Here is a 17,165-nt window from a genome sequence, read left to right on the forward strand (position 1 = left end):
CTCTCTCCTTATGTCCGCGCCCTCCGGAAACTTCGACACCCTACCCGACCTCTCCTCAGACTCCTCCACCCCCCGCAACCGCTCGGCCGACCGCCGCGCGCTGCTGGCATTGGGCGTGGGCAGCTTCGGCATCGGCACCGGCGAATTCGTCATCATGGGCCTGCTGCCCGACGCCGCCCGCGACCTGGCCATCTCGATTCCCGAAGCCGGCCACCTGATCAGCGCCTACGCGCTGGGCGTGGTGGTCGGCGCGCCGCTGCTGGCCGTGCTCGGCGCGCGCTGGCCGCGCCGCAACCTGCTGATCGCGCTGATGGCGTTCTTCGCCGCCGGCAACTTCGCCAGCGCGCTGGCGCCGTCCTATGCGTCGATGATCGTCGCGCGGCTGGTGACCGGTTTCCCGCATGGCACCTACTTCGGCGTGGCCGCGCTGGTGGCCGCCGGGCTGGTCCCGCGCGAGAAACGGGCCCAGGCCGTGGGGTTGGTGATGCTCGGGCTGACCATCGCCACGCTGGTCGGGGTGCCGATTGCCGCCGCCATCGGTACATGGCTCGGCTGGCGCGCGGCCTTTGTGATCGTGGGCGCCATTGGCGTGCTGACGGTGTTGCTGGTGCTGGCCTGGGTGCCCTTCGTGCCGGCGGACCGCCACGCCAGCCCGTTGCGGGAGCTGGGCGCGCTGGCGCGCAAGCAGGTCTGGCTGACGCTCGGCATCGGCGCCATTGGCTTCGGCGGCCTGTTCGCCGTGTTCAGCTATATCAAGCCGACCATGCTCGAAGTGGCCCATCTGCCGGCCAGCGGCATCCCGGTGGTGCTGGCGCTGTTCGGCGTGGGCATGGTGGCGGGCAACCTCGCCGGTGCCAAGCTGGCGGACAAGGCGCTGATGCCGACCATCGGCGGCGTGCTGGTCTGGTCCGCGCTGGTGCTGGCGGCCTTTGTCTTCACCGCGCCACATCCGTGGCTCGCCTCGCTCAACGTGCTGCTGATCGGCACGGGCGTCGCGCTGGGGCCAGCCTTGCAGATCCGGCTGATGGATGTGGCGGGGGATGCACAAACCCTGGCCGCCGCGCTCAACCACTCCGCCTTCAACCTGGCCAACGCGCTGGGCGCCTGGCTCGGGGGCGTGACAATTGCCGCCGGGCTTGGCTGGACTTCCACCGGCTGGGTGGGCCTGCTGCTGGCGCTGGGCGGGCTGCTGGTCTTCGGGTGGTCGCTGCGCAGCGCGCCGCGCCGCGAGGTTACGGCCGCTGCATAGCGGCGTCTTCCACCACGCGGTGGACGAACTCCAGCTTGGCCACCACCTGCGGGGACAGCGTGAACGGGTAGCTGTCCGGCACGCCCAGGCTCCGGTTCAGGCTGTTCAGCGCGTAGGTGAGCGGGAACCAGCGGTTCATCAGGCTGCGGAAGGACGAATCCTCCACCGGCGTCTGATCGGTCAGCGTCGGCTCCTGCGCCCCCTCGGGCCGCAGCACCAGCCCGCAGGACACGGCGGTATCAAGCGTATCGACGATATGGAGGTAGTGGGCCCAGGTTTCCGCCCAGTCCTCCCACGGGTGCATGGTGGCGTAGGCGCTGATGAACGCGTCCTGCCAGTCTGGCGGCAGGTTGCCCTCGTAGTACTGCTGCAGGGCGGTGTTGTAGTCCACCCGCTCGTCGCCAAAGCGCGCGCGGAACGGCTCAAGCCAGCGCGTGCCGAGCACCAGCCGCGTGAAGTAGTAGTGCCCCACCTCGTGCCGGAAGTGGCCCAGCAGCGTGCGGTAGGGCTCGTGCATGGCAGTGCGGGTCAGCTCGCGGTGGGCGTCGTCGGCCTCGGCGATGTTGATCGTGATGCGCCCGTTGTCGTGGCCGGTGAGCACCCTGCTGTGATCGTCGGCGTCCTGGAGGAAGTCGAACTGCAGGCCGCCGTCAGGGTCATCGTCGCGCGAGTCGATCGGCAGGTTCAGGGCCAGCAGGGTATAGAGCAGGCGCCGCTTGGCCACCTCCAGCCGGTACCAGTAGAGCCGGTTGTCCGGGACGTCCAGGTTGGGGATGGTATCGGTCAGCACGCAGGACTGGCACAGCGTGTCCTCGCCGTCCGCCGGTACCATCCAGTTGCAGACCGCCTCCACGCGATAGTTATGGCAGCGCCGGTACAGCGTGCCGGCGGTGTCGGGCTGCAGGCTGCGCCAGCCGGCGTCGTCATCGCCTTCGAACGCGGCGATCTGGGAAATATCCGGCAGGAAGCCGAGCGTGGCGTTGCAGCGCTCGCAGGTAACGTTTTCAAAAAAGACGAGGTTGCCGCAGCGATTGCAGTGGAATGTCTTCATGGTCAGAGGGTGTTGGCCAGTCCGGACCGGCCTCGGGTCAGCATATCGCAAGAGCCATGCCGGAGCGGCATGATCGACGCAAGATGACCGAAAAAGCCGTGTGATCCATCCGCTTGCGTATAATCCGGGCTTCCGTGGCCAACGCGCCGCGGACTGGCCCCGGGCCATTCCATACCGGTCGGCGCGCCGCGCCGCCACCTTCGCGGAAGTGAATCGGCCCCCAGCGGCCGTCACTTCTTGTTGTTCCCCTTGTTGCTCCCCTTCGTGCCCCCGACATGCGCAAACTTCCCAGGCTCGCCCTCAGCCTTGTGCTGGTTGCTCTGATCCAGCTACTCCCTTTTTCGTACTCGTCAGCCTTCGCCGCCGAATCGGCTTCGGCCGCCGAGGCACCCGAAGCCGTCACCCTGACCCACGTCGAGGCGATGGCCGAACTGAAGCGCCTGCAGATTGCGCAGGACGAGATCAAGCAGCAGGCCTCCGGCAGCTCGAACAACCCCAAGCTCGACGGCCTGGACGACGCCCTGCGCCAGCTGGCCGCCGATGTAGACAAGCTGACCGCCACGCTGACCGCCCAGCGCGCCGCCCTGCAAGCCCAGCTCGATGTGCTGGGTCCGCCACCTGACGCGGGCACTGCCAAGGAAGCCCCCGCCGTGGCGCGGCAGCGCGCCGAACTGAACGCGCGCAAGGCGCAGCTGGACGAGGAACGCAAGCAGACCGCCGACAGCCAGGAAAACATCGCCAACCTGAAGGATCAGGTGGCCAAGCTGCACCGCAGCCAGTTGCGCGACCAGCTTGCGCTGCGCTCGGACAGCATCCTCAATCCGCAGTTCTGGGCGCCGCTGATCCATCGCACCGCCGAAGACCGCGAGCGGCTGGGCGCGCTGCGGGATGAGGTGGTGCCGCTGCTGGCGCTGGCGTGGCAGCCCGCGCAGCGGGTGGGCACGGTGCTGTGGCTGGTGTTCGCGCTGGCCGTGTGGTCGCTGGGCCGCCGGCTGCTGGAGCGCGGCGCCGCGTGGTTCTGCCTGACCCAACTGCCCGAGACCCGGCTGCGGCGCAGCGCGCTGGCGCTGGCCATGGCACTGACCACGGTGCTGACGACGGCCCTCGCGGCGCAGATCGTCTTCTCCACCTTCACGCGCGGCTATGAACTGACGCCGGAATTCCAGGAACTGATCGCCCAGCTGGGCAAGCTGATGATGACCAGCGCGCTGATCGCCGGCCTGGGCCGGGCGCTGCTGTGCACCAAGCATCCGTCCTGGCGCCTGCCGGCGCTGGCCGACCCCGTCGCGCTGGCCATGAAGCCCTTCCCGACCGTGCTGGCTGGCCTGTTGCTGCTGGCGGGCACGCTGGAACTGCTGAGCCGCCTGGCCGATACCAGCGTGCAGGTCACGCTGCTGGGCCGGGGGCTGGTCTCGCTGGTGGTGGTGCTGACCATCGGCGCCGCGCTGCTGCGCGCCAACCGCGTGCGCACGGAGCTGGCCGCCGCCGGGGAGCGCCCCGAGGCGCGCGCCACGCTGGCCGGGCTGATCCATGCCGCCGTGACGTTGGTGGTGATCGTGTCGATGGTGGCACTGCTGATCGGCTATATCAGCGTGGCGCGCTTCCTGACCTACGAACTGGTCTGGTTCGACATCGTCCTGTGCACGCTCTACCTGCTCACCCAGCTCACGCGCGATGTCTGCGAGACGATGTTCTCGTCGGCGCACCGCAGCGGGCGCGTGATCAAGCAGCTGTTCGGGGTGGACGACAGCCATCTGGACCAAGTATCGACGGTGCTCTCCGGCATCGGCGCCAGCCTGCTGTTGCTGATGGCCGTGCTGGCGCTGCTCACAGGTGGCTTTGGCAGCACACCGGCCGACCTGCTCAATACGCTGCTGACCGTGCTCGGCGGCGAGAAGCTGCGTAGCCTGAACATCATGCCGGACCGCATCCTGAACGCGGTGATCGCGCTCGTGGTGGGGATCTGGCTGATGCGCGCCGTGCGCCGCTGGCTGGACCAGGAACTGCTGCCCAAGGTGTGCGGCGAGCCCGGCCTGCGCGCGTCGTTGATCACGCTGTTCAGCAACGTCGGCTATGTGCTGCTGGTGCTGCTCATGCTGTCGCTGCTGGGCGTGAAGTGGGAGAACCTGGCCTGGATCGTCAGCGCGCTGTCGGTGGGTATCGGCTTCGGCCTGCAGGAGATCGTGAAGAACTTCGTCTCGGGCCTGATCCTGCTGACGGAGCGGCCGGTGAAGGTAGGCGACATGGTCAGCCTGGCCGGCGTGGAGGGCGATATCCGCCGCATCAACGTGCGCGCCACCGAGATCCAGCTGGGCGACCGCTCGACTGTGATCGTGCCCAACTCGCAGCTGATCTCCCAGAACCTGCGCAACGTGACGATGAGCAACAGCACGCAGGGGGTGGCCACGCTCCAGCTGACCTTCCCGCTGAATATCGACCCGGAAGAGGTGCGTGACCTGCTGCTGGAGGCCTACCGCGAGAACGAGGCCATCCTCGACATTCCCGCCCCCTCGGTCACGTTCAGCCAGCTGGCGCCGAACGGCATCACGCTGAGCGTGACGGGCTACGTGAACAGCCCGCGCATCGCCGCCAACACCAAGAGCGACCTGCTGTTCGAGATCCTCAAGCGGCTGCGGGCCGCCGATATCGCCCTGTCGGTGCCGCAGACGCTGCGGCTGGAGAACACCGCCGCCGCGCTGGGCACCTAGCCCACGGTCCGGGTCGGACCCGGTGTAGAGTGCGGGAGGCCGCCGGCTGGCCGCCTCCCCCCTCACCCCGCCCCCTTCGACAAGGAACCGACATGACGCTGCACATCGACCGCCTCGACCATCTCGTCCTCAACGTGAAAGACGTGGAAGCCAGCGCCGCCTGGTACGAGCAGGTGCTCGGCATGCAGCGCGAGGATTTCGCGTCGCGCACGGGCACGCGGGTATCGGTGAAGTTCGGCCAGCAGAAGATCAACCTGCGCCCGGTGGGCGAAGACACCGTGGCGTGGTTCACCGGCGTGCACCCCACCGCCGGCAGCGACGACCTCTGCTTCATCACGCATATGCCGCCGGCCGAGGTCATGGCCCACTTCCTGGCCCACCGGGTGCCGGTGGAGGTGGGGCCGGTGCAGCGCACGGGCGCGCTCGGGCCGATGACCTCGGTCTATTGCCGCGACCCGGACGGCAATCTGGTGGAAGTGGCCAGCTATCCGGCTGCGACCTGATTGCGGCCTGACCGGCTTTTAAGTCTGTCTTAAGCTTCCGTACCTACAGTGGGGCCATCCCACCCACCACCACACAGGTGACGCGATGACCCCTCAAGATACCCAGGCGCTCGACAACTTCCTGACCCAGCTCACGCAGGCCCGCGCGCAGGGCAAGGACCCGCAGGCCGCTGCGATGATCGCCGACGCCGTGGCGCGGCAGCCCGACGCCGCCTACCTGCTGGTACAGCGCGCCATGCTGCTCGACCACGCGCTGGCCGACGCCCGCGCGCAGATCGCCGGGCTGCAACAACAACTCCAGCAACTCCAGCAGGGGCAGGCGGCCCAGGGCTACGGCGCGCGCGGCTTTGCCGATGGCGACGTGGCCTGGGGCAACAGCGTCGGGCGGGGCGTGGCCCCGGTCGCCCCGATGCAGCCCGCCCCCGCAGCCCCGATGCAGCCGGCCCCGCCCGCGCGTGGCGGTTTCCTCAGTGGCGGGTTCGGCAGCGCGCTGGGCAGCATCGCCACCACGGCGGCCGGCGTGGCCGGCGGCGCGTTCCTGTTCCAGGGAATCGAACACCTGTTTAACGGCGGCGGCGGCAACATGGGCGGAATGGGCGGAAACAGCGGCAACGGCTTCCTCGGGGGCCAGCCGTCGGAAACCATCGTCAACAACTACTTCGACGATGGGCAAACCCCCAGCAGCGGCTCGGCGGACAGCGGCTACCTCGATGCCGGGCTGGACGACTTCCTGGACGACGATTCGTCGCAGGTCTGAGCGGGGCTGACGGCGGCTGAGTTGGGCCGGCAGCGCTACACTGGCGCCACCGCCCACCTCCGCGAGCCCTCCCATGTCCGAACAGCGCCTGCTCTATCCCCCGATCGAACCCTACGCCACCGGCATGCTCGATGTGGGCGACGGGCACGTGGTGTATTACGAACGCGTGGGCACGCCCGGCGCCAAGCCGGCCGTGTTCCTCCATGGCGGCCCCGGCGGCGGGATCTCGCCCGACCATCGCCGCCTGTTCGACCCGGCGCGCTACGACGTGCTGCTGTTCGACCAGCGCGGCTGCGGGCGCTCCACCCCGCATGCCGGGCTGGACGCCAATACCACCTGGCACCTCGTGGCCGACATCGAACGGCTGCGCGCGCTGGCCGGCGTGGAGCGCTGGCTGGTGTTCGGCGGCTCGTGGGGTTCCTCGCTGGCGCTGGCCTATGCCGAGACGCATCCCGAACGGACCAGCGCGCTGGTGCTGCGCGGCGTGTACACGGTCTCGCAGGCGGAGCTGGACTGGTACTACCAGTACGGGGTTTCCGAGATGTTCCCGGACAAGTGGGCGCGCTTCCAGGCGCCCGTGCCGGAAGCCGAGCGCGGCAACATGATGGCCGCCTACCGCAAGCTGCTGACCGGTGCCGACGAGGCCAAGCAGCTGGAGGCCGCGCAGGCGTGGAGCGTCTGGGAAGGGGAAACCATCACGCTGCTGCCCAGCCCGGACAACAGCGCCAAGCACGCCGACGCGCATTTCGCGCTGGCCTTCGCCCGGCTCGAGAATCATTACTTCACGCACCGCTGCTGGTTCGAGGACGGCCAGCTGTTGCGCGATGCGCATCGGCTGGCCGGCATCCCCGGGGTGATCGTGCATGGCCGCTACGACATGCCGTGCCCGGTGCGCTACGCGTTCGCGCTGCACGCGGCGTGGCCCGAGGCGGAGTTCCATCTGGTCGAGGGTGCCGGGCATGCCTGGACCGAGCCCGGCATCATGCACCAGCTGATCGCCGCGACCGACCGGTTCGCCGTGCAGCCCTGACGACTGCCGGTTTCCGATGACTGCAAGGGCGTGTCCGCACGCCCGTGTTGGCTAGCTCACTAACGCCCCGCGCGCGTGCCCGGCGCAGGCTTTCGTCCCCCACGGCAGCAACCTATCCTGAACTCACGGGCGCTCGCTGGCACCACCCTGCACCGTGCACCATGCAGCGGCAGCCCGGATTCATCAAATGCGGGAGCGGTCATGACGCTGCGTAGCCTGTTGTTCATCGCCTCCATCGGACTCGCCTGGGCATCGCCCGCCCCGGCCGCCGGATGCCAGTACGACATGCAGTGCAAGGGGGAGCGGATCTGCCATATGGGGCAGTGCGTCTCCCCCGATGCCGAGGAGGCCGCCGAGCCCGCGCCCAAACCGCCCGCCGCCCGTGCCACCCCCACGCCCACCGCCGCCACGGCCCCGCGCCTGTGCTGCACCGTGGCCGGCAAGCTCAAGCTGGCCCCCGGCACCGACAACGGCCTCGCGGCCGGCGAGGCGTGCCAGGGCATGACCAGCTCGGGCAAACCCGTACCGGGATCGGTCTGCTAGGCGGCGCCGCCGCCCTCCGGGAGGGGGCCGGCACGCGGCGCCCCGCCAAAGTGCCGAAAAAAGCCAATGAATACTTTGGCGCACCGATGTGACTGTTTTCGCGGAGGGTGACGCACTGGTTGTACCTGCCGGATCGCTGGTCTAGACTGCACTTGGCGGCCTGTCAGGAGACCACGATGCTGCCTACCCCCCTCTCGGAACGGATGCTCTCCCGCGGCATGCTCGACGTGCTGATCCGGGCCGGCCTGATCGCCGTGCTCTCGGTGTTCTGCTTCCGGATCTTCTACCCCTTCCTCGACCTCGTCCTGTGGTCGGTCATCCTCGCCATCACGATCTACCCCTTGCACGTCCGGCTGCGCGACCGCATCGGCAACCGCAGTGGTCGCGCGGCCACGCTCATCGTCCTGCTCTCGCTGGCGTTGATCATGGTGCCGGCCTATCTGCTCGGGATCGCGCTGCTCCAGTCGGCGGAGGAGGCCATGAACGCCGTGCGCGGCGGCAACATGCGCATTCCGCAGCCGCCGGATTTCGTGGCCAGCTGGCCGCTGATAGGCCAGCGCCTGCACGATGTGTGGATGCAGGCCGCCACCGACATGACCAGCCTGGTACAGAAGTTCCTGCCCCAGTTACGCGACATGAGCCTGCTGCTGCTGGGCAAGCTCGCCGGGCTGGGCGTGGCCATGCTGGTGTTCATCTTCGCGCTGATCATTGCCGGCGTGATCATGGCCTATGGCGAGAAAGGACACCGCAGCTCGGAGCAGATCGCCTCGCGCATCTTCGGGCTTGACCGCGGGCCGCGCATCGCCGCGCTGTGCACCGCCACCATCCGCGCCGTGGCGCAGGGCGTGGTGGGCATCGCCTTCATCCAGATGCTGCTGATCGGCATCGGCTTCGTGCTCAAGGGCGTGCCGGGCGCCGGCGTGCTGGCGCTGGTGGTACTGCTCCTGGGCATCATGCAGCTGCCGGCCACGCTGATCACCCTGCCCGTGATCGCCTACGTGCTCTACACGGAAGGGCCGAGCGTGGCGACCATTACGTTCGCGATCTATGAATTCATTGCCGGGCTGGCCGACAACGTGCTCAAGCCGCTGATGCTCGGGCGGGGCGTGGATGTGCCGATGCCCGTGGTGCTGATCGGCGCCCTGGGTGGCATGGTCACCGGAGGCGTCATCGGCCTGTTCATCGGCCCCGTGATGCTGTCCGTGGGCTATCGGCTGTTCTGGCTGTGGGTGGAAGAACCGCCCCTGGCCAGCGAGCCCGTGGCCATCGAGGTGGTGTCCGGCGAGCCCCTGCCCGGCGCACCCGGCGCAACCGCGGTGGCCCCCGTCGAGATCCCGCGGGCCTGACGCGGACATGCGCGTCCATGCCCATCCCGCTCCGCACCAGGCATCTGTTGTGGCTTGCCCTCTGCTGCCTGCACGGCTGCGCCCGGCTGGGCCCCGATATGGCGCCGCAGCGCGAGGACTGGACCGCAAGCTGGCGCAGCGAGGCCATCGACGCGGTGACGGAGGCGCGCGCACAGCCTGACCTCCGCGAGTGGTGGCAGGTCTTTGCCGACCCGGCGCTCGAGCGGCTGATGGCCGAGGCCGATGCCCACAACGCCGGGCTCCAGATCGCCGGCCTGCGCGTGCTGGAAGCGCGCGCCCAGCTCGGCATCGCCCAGAGCGGCCGCTTTCCGCAGGTGCAGCAGGTGGGCGCCGACGTGCTCTACACGGACCGGCGCCAGTCCGGGGGCCGCAATCCCGCCAACAGCCGCTTCTGGCAGTACAGCGCCAACTTCGATATCGGCTGGGAACTCGACTTCTGGGGGCGCTTCGCGCGGGCCATCGAGTCCGCCGATGCCGCCTACTTCGCGGCGCAGGCCAATCGTGACGATGTGCTGGTCCTGCTGCACGCGCAGATGGCCGAGACCTACTACGCGCTGCGCACCGCCGAAGCGCGCCTGCGCATCGCGCGCGACAACGCGGCGCTGCAGCATCGCAGCTTCGAGATCACCGAGCGGCTGTTCCGCAGCGGCCAGACCGACGAGCTGGACCTGCAGCAGGCGCGTACCCAGTACCTCGGCACCCTGAGCACCATCCCCGAGTTCGAAGGCCAGATCCTGCGCACGCGCAACGCGCTGGCCGTGCTGATCGGCCGCCCGCCGGGCACGCTGCCGAATCTGCCGGAGCTGGCCGCGCACGAAGGCGAGCTGCCGCTGATCGGCCGCGCCGTGCTGCAGGACGTACCCGCCAACCTGCTGCTGCGCCGGCCCGACGTGCGCGCCGCCGAATGGCAGATCGCCGCGCAGTCCGCGCTGATTGGCGTGGCGCTGGCGGACCTCTATCCGTCGCTGACGCTGATCGGCAGCATCGGCTGGTCCGCCAGCACGCTCGGCGGCACGCCCAACAACTTCACGCTGCTGGGCGGCCCGAGCCTGCGCTGGAATGTGTTCGACTACGGGCGCATCCGCAACAACGTGCGCATGCAGGACGCGCGGCTCCAGCAGTTGATCGTCGCCTATCAGGAGAGCGTGCGGCAGGCCGCGCGCGAGGCCGATGACGCGGCGAGCGGGCTGATCAAGGCGTTCGAGCGGGACGTCATCCTGCGCGATGCCGCCATCTCGGCGCGGCGCTCGCTGACGCTGGCCAACGCGCTGTACCGCGAGGGCTATTCCGATTTCCAGCGCGTGCTGGACGCGCAGCGCGCGCTGTCGGCGCAGCAGGACACCTATCTGGTCAACCGCGGCAGCGCCGTGTCGAACCTGATCGCGCTGTACAAGGCGCTCGGCGGCGGCTGGCACACCGACCAGATGCTCGTGGACGCCGCCACGCGCACCCAGATGCAGCAGCGCACCGACTGGGGCGTGCTGCTCGACGAACCGCGCCGTATACCCACCGGTGCCGCCCCATGACAGATACGACGCAGCCTGCCGCCGCCAAGTCGGAGTCGCCCCCCTCTTCCACGCCGCCGCCGCCCCCGCCGCCGCCCGCCGATCCGGCGCGCAAGGGCATCCGCTGGGTCGTGGTGCTGATCGTGATCAGCCTGGTCTGGTACCTGCTTGCCGACCGGCTCACCCCCTATACCCAGCAGGCGCGGATTCAGGCGTTCGTCGTGCCGGTGGCTTCCGAGGTATCCGGCCGGGTCACGCGCGTGCATGTGCGCAACAACCAGGACGTGCAGGCCGGCGCCATGCTGTTCGAGGTGGACCCGGGGCAATATCGGATTGCCGTGGACCGCGCCCGCGCGGACCTGGAGGCCACGCGCCGGCAGATCGGCGCGAGCACCGCCGGCATCGAATCGGCGCGCGCATCGCTGCGCGCCGCGCAGGCGCTGGAGGTCAAGGCGCGGCAGGACAGCGACCGGCTCGAGCGGCTGTATCGGGAGGATGCCGGCACCATCTCGCTGCGCCGTCTCGAAATCGCCCGGGCCGATCTGGAACAGGCGACCAGCAAGGTGGCGGCGTCCCGTGCCGAGGTGCAACGCGCGATTGAGCAGGAAGGCGGCAGCGCCGAAGACAACGCCAAGCTGCGCAGCGCGGCGGGCGCGGTGGAGAAGGCCGAACTCGACCTGTCCAACACCCAGGTGCGCGCGCGGTCCGCCGGGCTGGTGACGGACCTGCGCACCGACACCGGCCAGTTCGCGGCGGCTGGCAACCCGGTGATGACGCTGATCACGATCCACGACATCTGGGTCACGGCCGAGATGACCGAGAACAACCTCGGCCACGTGCAGCCCGGCACGCCGGTGGCGGTGGTGCTCGACGCGCTGCCGGGGCGCATCTTCGATGGCCGCGTGCGCAGCGTCGGGTATGGCGTCAGCGTCGGGCAACCCGCCCCGCCGGGTGCCCTGCCCACGGTGCAGAACAGCCGCGACTGGCTGCGCCCGGCGCAGCGCTTCCCGGTGGTCATCGAACTGGACACCGCCGAGCTGCGCGGGCTGACCGGCATCCGCGTCGGCGGCCAGGCCGAAGTGATGGCGTTTCCCAAGCAGGCCAATCCGCTCAATCCCTTGGGCCGTGCGTTCCTGTATGTGATGAGCTGGCTGTCCTACGTCTATTAATCGCCCACGCGCCGCCATGCCCATCGCCCGCCCACCCCGCCAGCAACGGCCACTCCGGCTGGCGGTGGGCACGGCCCTGTGCATGGCGGTCAGCTTCGGGCTGGCGCTGCCCGTGCCGATGCTCGCGCCTGTGCTGTGCGCCTTCCTGCTGGCGGTGGTCAACCAGCCCCTGTCGTGGAAGGCCGGCGCGGCGCTGACCGTGCTGGTCATGCTGACCACCGGCGTGGGCCTGCTGCTGATTCCCGTGTTGCAGTACGCGCCGTTCAGCGGCGTGCTGGTGGTCGGGCTGGGGCTGTTCGTCACCTTCCGCTATGGCCTGCGCGGCGGGAGCAACCTCGTGGCGACCTTCCTCGCCGTTGGCCTGACCATGATTCCCGCCGCCGGCGTGTTCGAGTTCAATCTGGCCCTGGAGGTGGTCAGCGCGCTGGCCAAGGGCATGCTGATGGCGGTGGCGGTGCTGGCGCTCTGCCACTGGCTGTTTCCGGAGGCCGCCGGCGCGGCGGCGCCCACGCCCGCCGCGCTGCCCGCGCTGCAGGCCACGTGGATCGCCCTGCGCGCCGCGCTGGTGGTGATGCCCGCGTTCCTGCTGGCGCTGACCGACCCGGCCGGCTATACCCCGGTGCTGATGAAGGCGGTCAGCCTGGGCCGGCAGACCTGCACCACCACCGCCCGCGACGCGGGGCGCGAACTGCTCGGCTCCACGCTGCTGGGCGGCGTGCTGGCCATGCTGTTCTGGTGCGCGCTGAGCCTGTTCGTGCACCTGTGGATGCTGTTCCTGTGGATGTTGCTGTTCGCGCTGCTGCTGGCGCGCAAGCTCTACCGGCTCAGCCCCACGCGGCTGGCGCCGGGGTTCTGGCTGAACACCCTCGTGACGCTGATCATCCTGCTGGGCCAGTCGATTCAGGACAGTGCCGCTGGCAAGGACGTCTACACGGCCTTCGCCGTGCGGATGGCACTGTTCATCGGCATCACGCTCTATGCCTGGCTGATGGTCTACTGGCTGGAGGGCAGCCGCTGGGCGCAGGCCGAGGCGCCCCCTACCGCCCCTCCGCCACCCGGGTAAACACGGGCGATCTGGCACCCCGGACCCGCGAGCCATTTAGTTATACTCCATAACAATTTCGGCATCGCAGATAACGGCAGCCGGCGCAACACGCCGGGCACAAGGCCGGACAAAAGGCCGCGGAGGAGACCATGAAGACCCCGAAGATCGCCATCGCCGGCGGCGGCATTGGCGGGCTGACGCTCGCCCTGCTCTGCCACCGGCACGGCATGGATGTGGAAGTCTGGGAAGCCAGCGAGCAGATCCGCCCGCTTGGCGTCGGCATCAACCTGCTGCCCCATGCGGTGCGGGAACTCGCCGCGCTGGGGCTGCAGGACGCGCTGGCCGAGATCGCCATCGAGACATCCTCCCTCTCCTACTACAACAAGTTTGGCCAACAGATCTGGCACGAGCCGCGCGGCGTGGCCGCCGGCTACGCCTGGCCGCAGTTCTCGGTGCATCGCGGGCAGTTCCAGATGCTGCTGTACGAGACGGCAGTGCAGCGCCTGGGCGCGGACCGCGTTCATGCCGGCCATGCAATCGAATCCATCGCCTCGGTGGGCGGCGGCAGGGCGGGCGAGCCTGCGCGCTTCGTGCTGCGGCGCCGCAGCGACGGCGCCACCGTCGAGGCCGAAGCGGACGTGCTGGTGGGCGCCGACGGCATCCACTCGGCCGTGCGCCGGCATTTCTACCCCACCGGCGACGCGCCGCGCTTCTCCCGCCGCCTGCTCTGGCGCGCCACCACCGAGGCCGCGCCCTACCTCGACGGCCGTTCGATGTTCATGGCCGGCCATCAGGACCAGAAGTTCGTCGCTTATCCGATCTCCGCGCCGCTGCACCGGCAGGGCCGCTCGCTGATCAACTGGATTGCCGAGCTGCGCGTGCCGGACAGCTACCCGGACGAGCCGCCGCGCAGTGACTGGAACCGCGAGGTGGACAAATCCGTGTTCCGCGACGCCTTTGCCGGCTGGCGCTGGGACTGGATCGACATTCCCGCGCTGATCGACGGCGCGCCGGCCATCTACGAGTTCCCGATGGTGGACAAGGACTGCCTGCCGCGCTGGACCTTCGGCCGCGTGACGTTGCTGGGCGATGCGGCGCACCCGATGTACCCGATCGGCTCCAACGGCAGCGCGCAGGCGATTGTCGATGCCCGCTACCTGACCGACTGCCTGCTCGGCCACGCCGACCTGGACTACGCGCTGCGCGAGTACGAGGCGGAACGGCTGCCGCGCACCGCCGGCATCGTGCTGCGCAACCGGATGAACGGCCCCGAGCAGGTCATGCAGATGGCCGAGGAGCGCGCGCCGCAGGGCTTTGCCCAGATCGACGCGGTGATTCCGCGCGCCGAACTGGAGGCCATTGCCCAGCGATACAAGAACCTGGCCGGCTTCGGCCAGCAGCAACTCCAGGCCGACGCCCCGCGCGCCTGAACATCTCATAACAAGACCATAGGGAGACAACATGAAGCCGCAATCCATTCGACTCACCCTGCCGGCCCTGCTGCTGGCCGCCGGCCTCGCCCACGCCGAGGTGACCGTCGGCGTCAGCATTTCCTCCACCGGCCCGTCCGCCTCGCTCGGCATTCCGCAGAAGAACACCATGCCGTTCCTGCCCGAGACCATCGGCGGCGAGAAGATCCGCTACATCCTGATGGACGACGCCTCGGACCCCACGCAGGGCACCAAGGTGGCGCGGCGCTTTGTGACCGAGGACAAGGTCGACATCATCCTCGGCTCGTCGTCGGTGGCGCCGTCCATCGCTATCTCGGAAGTCGCGGACGAGAGCCAGACCGTGCAGCTGGCGTTCTCGCCCATCGAACTGAAGCCCGGGCGCGGCGCGTGGACCTATCGGCTGGCCCAGCCGGTGAAGCTGATGGCCGACGCGGTGGCCACCCGGGCACAGGCCAATGGCGTCAAGAGCATCGCCTTCATCGGCTTTGCCGACGCCTACGGCGAAACGTGGCTCAAGGAGTTCACCAGCGCCGCGTTGGCGAAGGGCATCCGCATTCTGGCCACCGAGCGCTACGCGCGCTCCGACACCAGCGTGACCGCCCAGGTGCTCAAGATGATGGCCGCCAAGCCCGATGCGATGCTGATTGCCGGCGCCGGCACCGGCGCCGCGCTGCCACACACCACGCTGCGCGAGCGCGGCTACACCGGCCCCGTCTACCACACGCACGGCGCGGCCACGCGCGACCTGATCCGCATCGGCGGCAAGGCTGTCAACGGGGCGATCCTGCCGGCGGGGCCGGTGATCGTGGCCGAGCAGTTGCCGGCGGACAGCGCACCGCGCAAGCCGGGCCTCGACTACGTCAACCGCTACGAGAAGCAATACGGGCCGGAGACCCGCACGCAGTTCGGCGCGCATCCCTATGACGCGGGTCTGGTGCTGCAGCGCATCGTGCCCGTGGCGCTCAAGCACGCCAAGCCGGGCACGCCCGAGTTCCGCAAGGCGCTGCGCGACGCCCTGGAAAGCGAGCGCGACATCGTCGTCTCCCACGGCGTGCTGAACTACACGGCGCAGGACCATTTCGGCTTCGACAATCGCGGCCGGGTGATGCTGACCATCGACAATGGCAACTGGAAGCTGCTGAAATGACGGCCGCGCTGCCCACGCCGGCGCTGGAACGGGTGGCGGACTTCGAGATCGCCGTGGCACCCGCCACGGACCTCGGCGCGGGGCCGCTCGGCCAGCGCCGGGTGATCCCGATCCTCTCCGGCACGGCGTCCGGGCCGTTGCTCAATGGCCGCATCCTGCCCGGCGGCGCGGACTTCCAGCTGATCCGCCCCGGCAGTGGCGACGGCTGGAGCACGGCCGACATCGAAGCGCGCTATGTGCTGGAAACCGACGACGGCGCGCGCATCTACATCGTCAACGCCGGCGTGCGCAGCGGCACGGAAGCGGACATCGCCCAGCTCAACGCGGGCGGCACGGTGGACCCGTCCCGCCTCTATTTCCGCACCGCACCACGCTTCGAGACCGCCGCGCCTGCCTACCTCTGGCTGATGCGCCACACCTTCGTGGCTACCGGGGCGCGCTACCCGGACCGGGTGGTGCTGCGCTATTTCGTGGTGCGCTGACGATGGCGGTCACACGTAACACGAGCAAAGCCCGCAAGACGCGCGAACCGCTGGCGCCGGACCCGGCCCTCGGCGAGGGCGGAGACGGCGGGGGGCACTTCAACCCGCATCTGCCCGATGTGGACTACGGCGTGCTGGACACACTGACCGGCTATGCCATCCGGCGCGCGCAGATCCGCATCTACGAGGATTTCGTCCGCTCGCTCGCCGCGTGGCAGATCACGCCGCCGCGCTTCTCTGCGCTGCAGATCATCGCGCGGAACCCCGGCGTGCGGCTGACGGACCTCGCGCGCATCCTCGGCATCGCCCGCTCCGGGGCGGTGATGCTGTTCGATGCGCTCGAAGCCATGCAACTGGTTGCGCGCGAGCCCTCGCCCACGGACCGGCGCGCCTATGCGCTGGCGCTGACGGCCACGGGGCGCCAGACGCTGGCCGCCGTGACCGAAGCGGTCTGCGACCACGACGCCCGCATCGGCGCGCAGCTCTCCGAAGCAGAGCGGCAGACGCTGCTGCGCCTGCTGGACAAGCTGGCGCCGGGAGAACCCTGGCAGTCTTAATTGGCCGCGATGGCCCCGACAGCCGCCGCCAGCATCAGCATCACCGCCGCCGCACGCTTGCGCGTGATGGCACCGGTGACCTGACCCTTGGCGCGCAGGCGGCGCAGCAGCCGCCCGTCGAGGTTGATCCGCGCCAGCAAGCGCGTGGCCAGGCGCAGGCCGACAGGCACCTCGCGCCGGCAGATCGCCACCTTGCGCACATACTGGTCCACCTCCCAGTACCACGTGGTATGCGCCGGAAAGTATCCAATCGAGCCGGCCCGCAGCGTGTGGGTGCGCCCATGGGCATCCGTCACGCGGGTCTCGCCTTCGAGGATGTAGACGATCTCGTCGAGCGCGTAGTGCCACTCGAAGGTCCCTTGTGTGCAGTCCCACACAGAGGTCCAGGCAAGTTCATCCGCCGCGGTCGAATGCTCGCTGTAGTGCGTCACGGGTTGGCCGCTGCGCACCCAGCCGGGCTGGATCTCGCAGGGTTTCATCGGGAGGGCACTGGCCTTGCTGAAGGCCCCGGTTTCGCGAATGGATGCAGGTGCCTGGTCAGCTCCGTGGGCCGCCATATGCTCGTCTTTCATCGGCAATCATTCCTGTTTGAGGTTGCTGA

Annotated in this window: 16 protein-coding genes; 14 read left to right on the top strand and 2 right to left on the bottom strand. The window is 69.3% G+C overall.

The window, feature by feature from the left end; genetic code table 11:
• Window positions 1–10 precede the first annotated feature (10 nt).
• Window positions 11–1,249 (top strand): MFS transporter, encoded by a 1,239-nt coding sequence (locus tag SB751_RS18365; RefSeq protein ID WP_144196425.1) that lies wholly within the window; start codon window positions 11–13, stop codon window positions 1,247–1,249.
• Here the strand turns inward: SB751_RS18365 and SB751_RS18370 are convergent.
• Window positions 1,233–2,300 (bottom strand): putative zinc-binding metallopeptidase, encoded by a 1,068-nt coding sequence (locus SB751_RS18370; protein ID WP_144196424.1) that lies wholly within the window; start codon window positions 2,298–2,300, stop codon window positions 1,233–1,235. The genes SB751_RS18365 and SB751_RS18370 overlap by 17 nt on opposite strands.
• Before the next feature lie 275 nt (window positions 2,301–2,575).
• Between SB751_RS18370 and SB751_RS18375 the strand changes: the two genes are divergently transcribed.
• The 13 genes from SB751_RS18375 (at window position 2,576) to SB751_RS18435 (ending at window position 16,564) form a co-directional block, all read left to right on the top strand.
• Window positions 2,576–5,008, top strand: coding sequence for a DUF3772 domain-containing protein (locus tag SB751_RS18375; protein ID WP_410748277.1), 2,433 nt, complete (start codon window positions 2,576–2,578; stop codon window positions 5,006–5,008).
• 92 nt (window positions 5,009–5,100) lie between these two features.
• The gene (locus tag SB751_RS18380) at window positions 5,101–5,511 is read left to right on the top strand and encodes a VOC family protein (RefSeq protein ID WP_144196422.1); all 411 of its coding nucleotides are present in this window, start codon (window positions 5,101–5,103) and stop codon (window positions 5,509–5,511) included.
• 85 nt (window positions 5,512–5,596) lie between these two features.
• Window positions 5,597–6,268, top strand: coding sequence for a DUF2076 family protein (locus SB751_RS18385; protein WP_211943178.1), 672 nt, complete (start codon window positions 5,597–5,599; stop codon window positions 6,266–6,268).
• A 73-nt stretch (window positions 6,269–6,341) separates the two neighbouring features.
• Window positions 6,342–7,298 (top strand): prolyl aminopeptidase, encoded by a 957-nt coding sequence (gene pip / locus SB751_RS18390; protein ID WP_144196420.1) that lies wholly within the window; start codon window positions 6,342–6,344, stop codon window positions 7,296–7,298.
• 201 nt (window positions 7,299–7,499) lie between these two features.
• Window positions 7,500–7,841, top strand: coding sequence for a hypothetical protein (locus tag SB751_RS18395; RefSeq protein WP_211943179.1), 342 nt, complete (start codon window positions 7,500–7,502; stop codon window positions 7,839–7,841).
• A gap of 176 nt (window positions 7,842–8,017) precedes the next feature.
• Entirely contained in the window at window positions 8,018–9,187 is a 1,170-nt protein-coding gene (locus SB751_RS18400; RefSeq protein ID WP_144196418.1) for an AI-2E family transporter, read from the top strand.
• A gap of 17 nt (window positions 9,188–9,204) precedes the next feature.
• Window positions 9,205–10,734 carry an efflux transporter outer membrane subunit gene (locus SB751_RS18405; RefSeq protein WP_144196417.1) on the top strand — a complete coding sequence of 510 codons (1,530 nt, stop codon included), beginning with the start codon at window positions 9,205–9,207 and terminating at the stop codon, window positions 10,732–10,734.
• Window positions 10,731–11,882, top strand: a complete 1,152-nt coding sequence (locus SB751_RS18410) for an HlyD family secretion protein (protein WP_144196416.1) — start codon at window positions 10,731–10,733, stop codon at window positions 11,880–11,882. Before SB751_RS18405 ends, SB751_RS18410 begins: the two co-directional genes overlap by 4 nt.
• Before the next feature lie 16 nt (window positions 11,883–11,898).
• Window positions 11,899–12,945 (top strand): DUF2955 domain-containing protein, encoded by a 1,047-nt coding sequence (locus tag SB751_RS18415; protein WP_313818969.1) that lies wholly within the window; start codon window positions 11,899–11,901, stop codon window positions 12,943–12,945.
• Between the two features lie 131 nt (window positions 12,946–13,076).
• A complete protein-coding gene (locus SB751_RS18420; RefSeq protein WP_144196414.1) occupies window positions 13,077–14,357 on the top strand; it encodes a flavin-dependent oxidoreductase in 1,281 nt (426 codons plus the stop codon).
• Window positions 14,358–14,388: 31 nt separating this feature from the next.
• Entirely contained in the window at window positions 14,389–15,525 is a 1,137-nt protein-coding gene (locus SB751_RS18425) for an ABC transporter substrate-binding protein (RefSeq protein ID WP_410748278.1), read from the top strand.
• Entirely contained in the window at window positions 15,522–16,007 is a 486-nt protein-coding gene (locus tag SB751_RS18430; protein WP_250025526.1) for a DUF3237 domain-containing protein, read from the top strand. The genes SB751_RS18425 and SB751_RS18430 overlap by 4 nt, the downstream gene beginning before the upstream one ends.
• Before the next feature lie 2 nt (window positions 16,008–16,009).
• The gene (locus tag SB751_RS18435) at window positions 16,010–16,564 is read left to right on the top strand and encodes a MarR family winged helix-turn-helix transcriptional regulator (protein WP_144196411.1); all 555 of its coding nucleotides are present in this window, start codon (window positions 16,010–16,012) and stop codon (window positions 16,562–16,564) included.
• On the opposite strand, the gene SB751_RS18440 is transcribed toward SB751_RS18435, so the two are convergent.
• Window positions 16,561–17,136, bottom strand: a complete 576-nt coding sequence (locus SB751_RS18440) for a cupin domain-containing protein (protein WP_244844705.1) — start codon at window positions 17,134–17,136, stop codon at window positions 16,561–16,563. The two genes, SB751_RS18435 and SB751_RS18440, sit on opposite strands and share 4 nt — an antisense overlap.
• Window positions 17,137–17,165: the final 29 nt, after the last annotated feature.

The organism is Cupriavidus sp. SIMBA_020 (assembly GCF_046535395.1).
Classification (GTDB): Bacteria; Pseudomonadota; Gammaproteobacteria; order Burkholderiales; family Burkholderiaceae; genus Cupriavidus; species Cupriavidus campinensis.

What these genes read in the sequence shown, in the direction of transcription:
- SB751_RS18400 (WP_144196418.1), top strand. Translation starts at nt 8,018, where the DNA reads ATGCTGCCTACCCCCCTCTCGGAACGGATGCTCTCCCGCGGCATGCTC.
- pip (WP_144196420.1), top strand. Translation starts at nt 6,342, where the DNA reads ATGTCCGAACAGCGCCTGCTCTATCCCCCGATCGAACCCTACGCCACC.
- SB751_RS18380 (WP_144196422.1), top strand. Translation starts at nt 5,101, where the DNA reads ATGACGCTGCACATCGACCGCCTCGACCATCTCGTCCTCAACGTGAAA.
- SB751_RS18425 (WP_410748278.1), top strand. Translation starts at nt 14,389, where the DNA reads ATGAAGCCGCAATCCATTCGACTCACCCTGCCGGCCCTGCTGCTGGCC.
- SB751_RS18405 (WP_144196417.1), top strand. Translation starts at nt 9,205, where the DNA reads ATGCCCATCCCGCTCCGCACCAGGCATCTGTTGTGGCTTGCCCTCTGC.
- SB751_RS18395 (WP_211943179.1), top strand. Translation starts at nt 7,500, where the DNA reads ATGACGCTGCGTAGCCTGTTGTTCATCGCCTCCATCGGACTCGCCTGG.
- SB751_RS18420 (WP_144196414.1), top strand. Translation starts at nt 13,077, where the DNA reads ATGAAGACCCCGAAGATCGCCATCGCCGGCGGCGGCATTGGCGGGCTG.
- SB751_RS18435 (WP_144196411.1), top strand. Translation starts at nt 16,010, where the DNA reads ATGGCGGTCACACGTAACACGAGCAAAGCCCGCAAGACGCGCGAACCG.
- SB751_RS18430 (WP_250025526.1), top strand. Translation starts at nt 15,522, where the DNA reads ATGACGGCCGCGCTGCCCACGCCGGCGCTGGAACGGGTGGCGGACTTC.
- SB751_RS18375 (WP_410748277.1), top strand. Translation starts at nt 2,576, where the DNA reads ATGCGCAAACTTCCCAGGCTCGCCCTCAGCCTTGTGCTGGTTGCTCTG.
- SB751_RS18415 (WP_313818969.1), top strand. Translation starts at nt 11,899, where the DNA reads ATGCCCATCGCCCGCCCACCCCGCCAGCAACGGCCACTCCGGCTGGCG.
- SB751_RS18370 (WP_144196424.1), bottom strand. Translation starts at nt 2,300, where the DNA reads ATGAAGACATTCCACTGCAATCGCTGCGGCAACCTCGTCTTTTTTGAA.
- SB751_RS18440 (WP_244844705.1), bottom strand. Translation starts at nt 17,136, where the DNA reads ATGAAAGACGAGCATATGGCGGCCCACGGAGCTGACCAGGCACCTGCA.
- SB751_RS18365 (WP_144196425.1), top strand. Translation starts at nt 11, where the DNA reads ATGTCCGCGCCCTCCGGAAACTTCGACACCCTACCCGACCTCTCCTCA.
- SB751_RS18385 (WP_211943178.1), top strand. Translation starts at nt 5,597, where the DNA reads ATGACCCCTCAAGATACCCAGGCGCTCGACAACTTCCTGACCCAGCTC.
- SB751_RS18410 (WP_144196416.1), top strand. Translation starts at nt 10,731, where the DNA reads ATGACAGATACGACGCAGCCTGCCGCCGCCAAGTCGGAGTCGCCCCCC.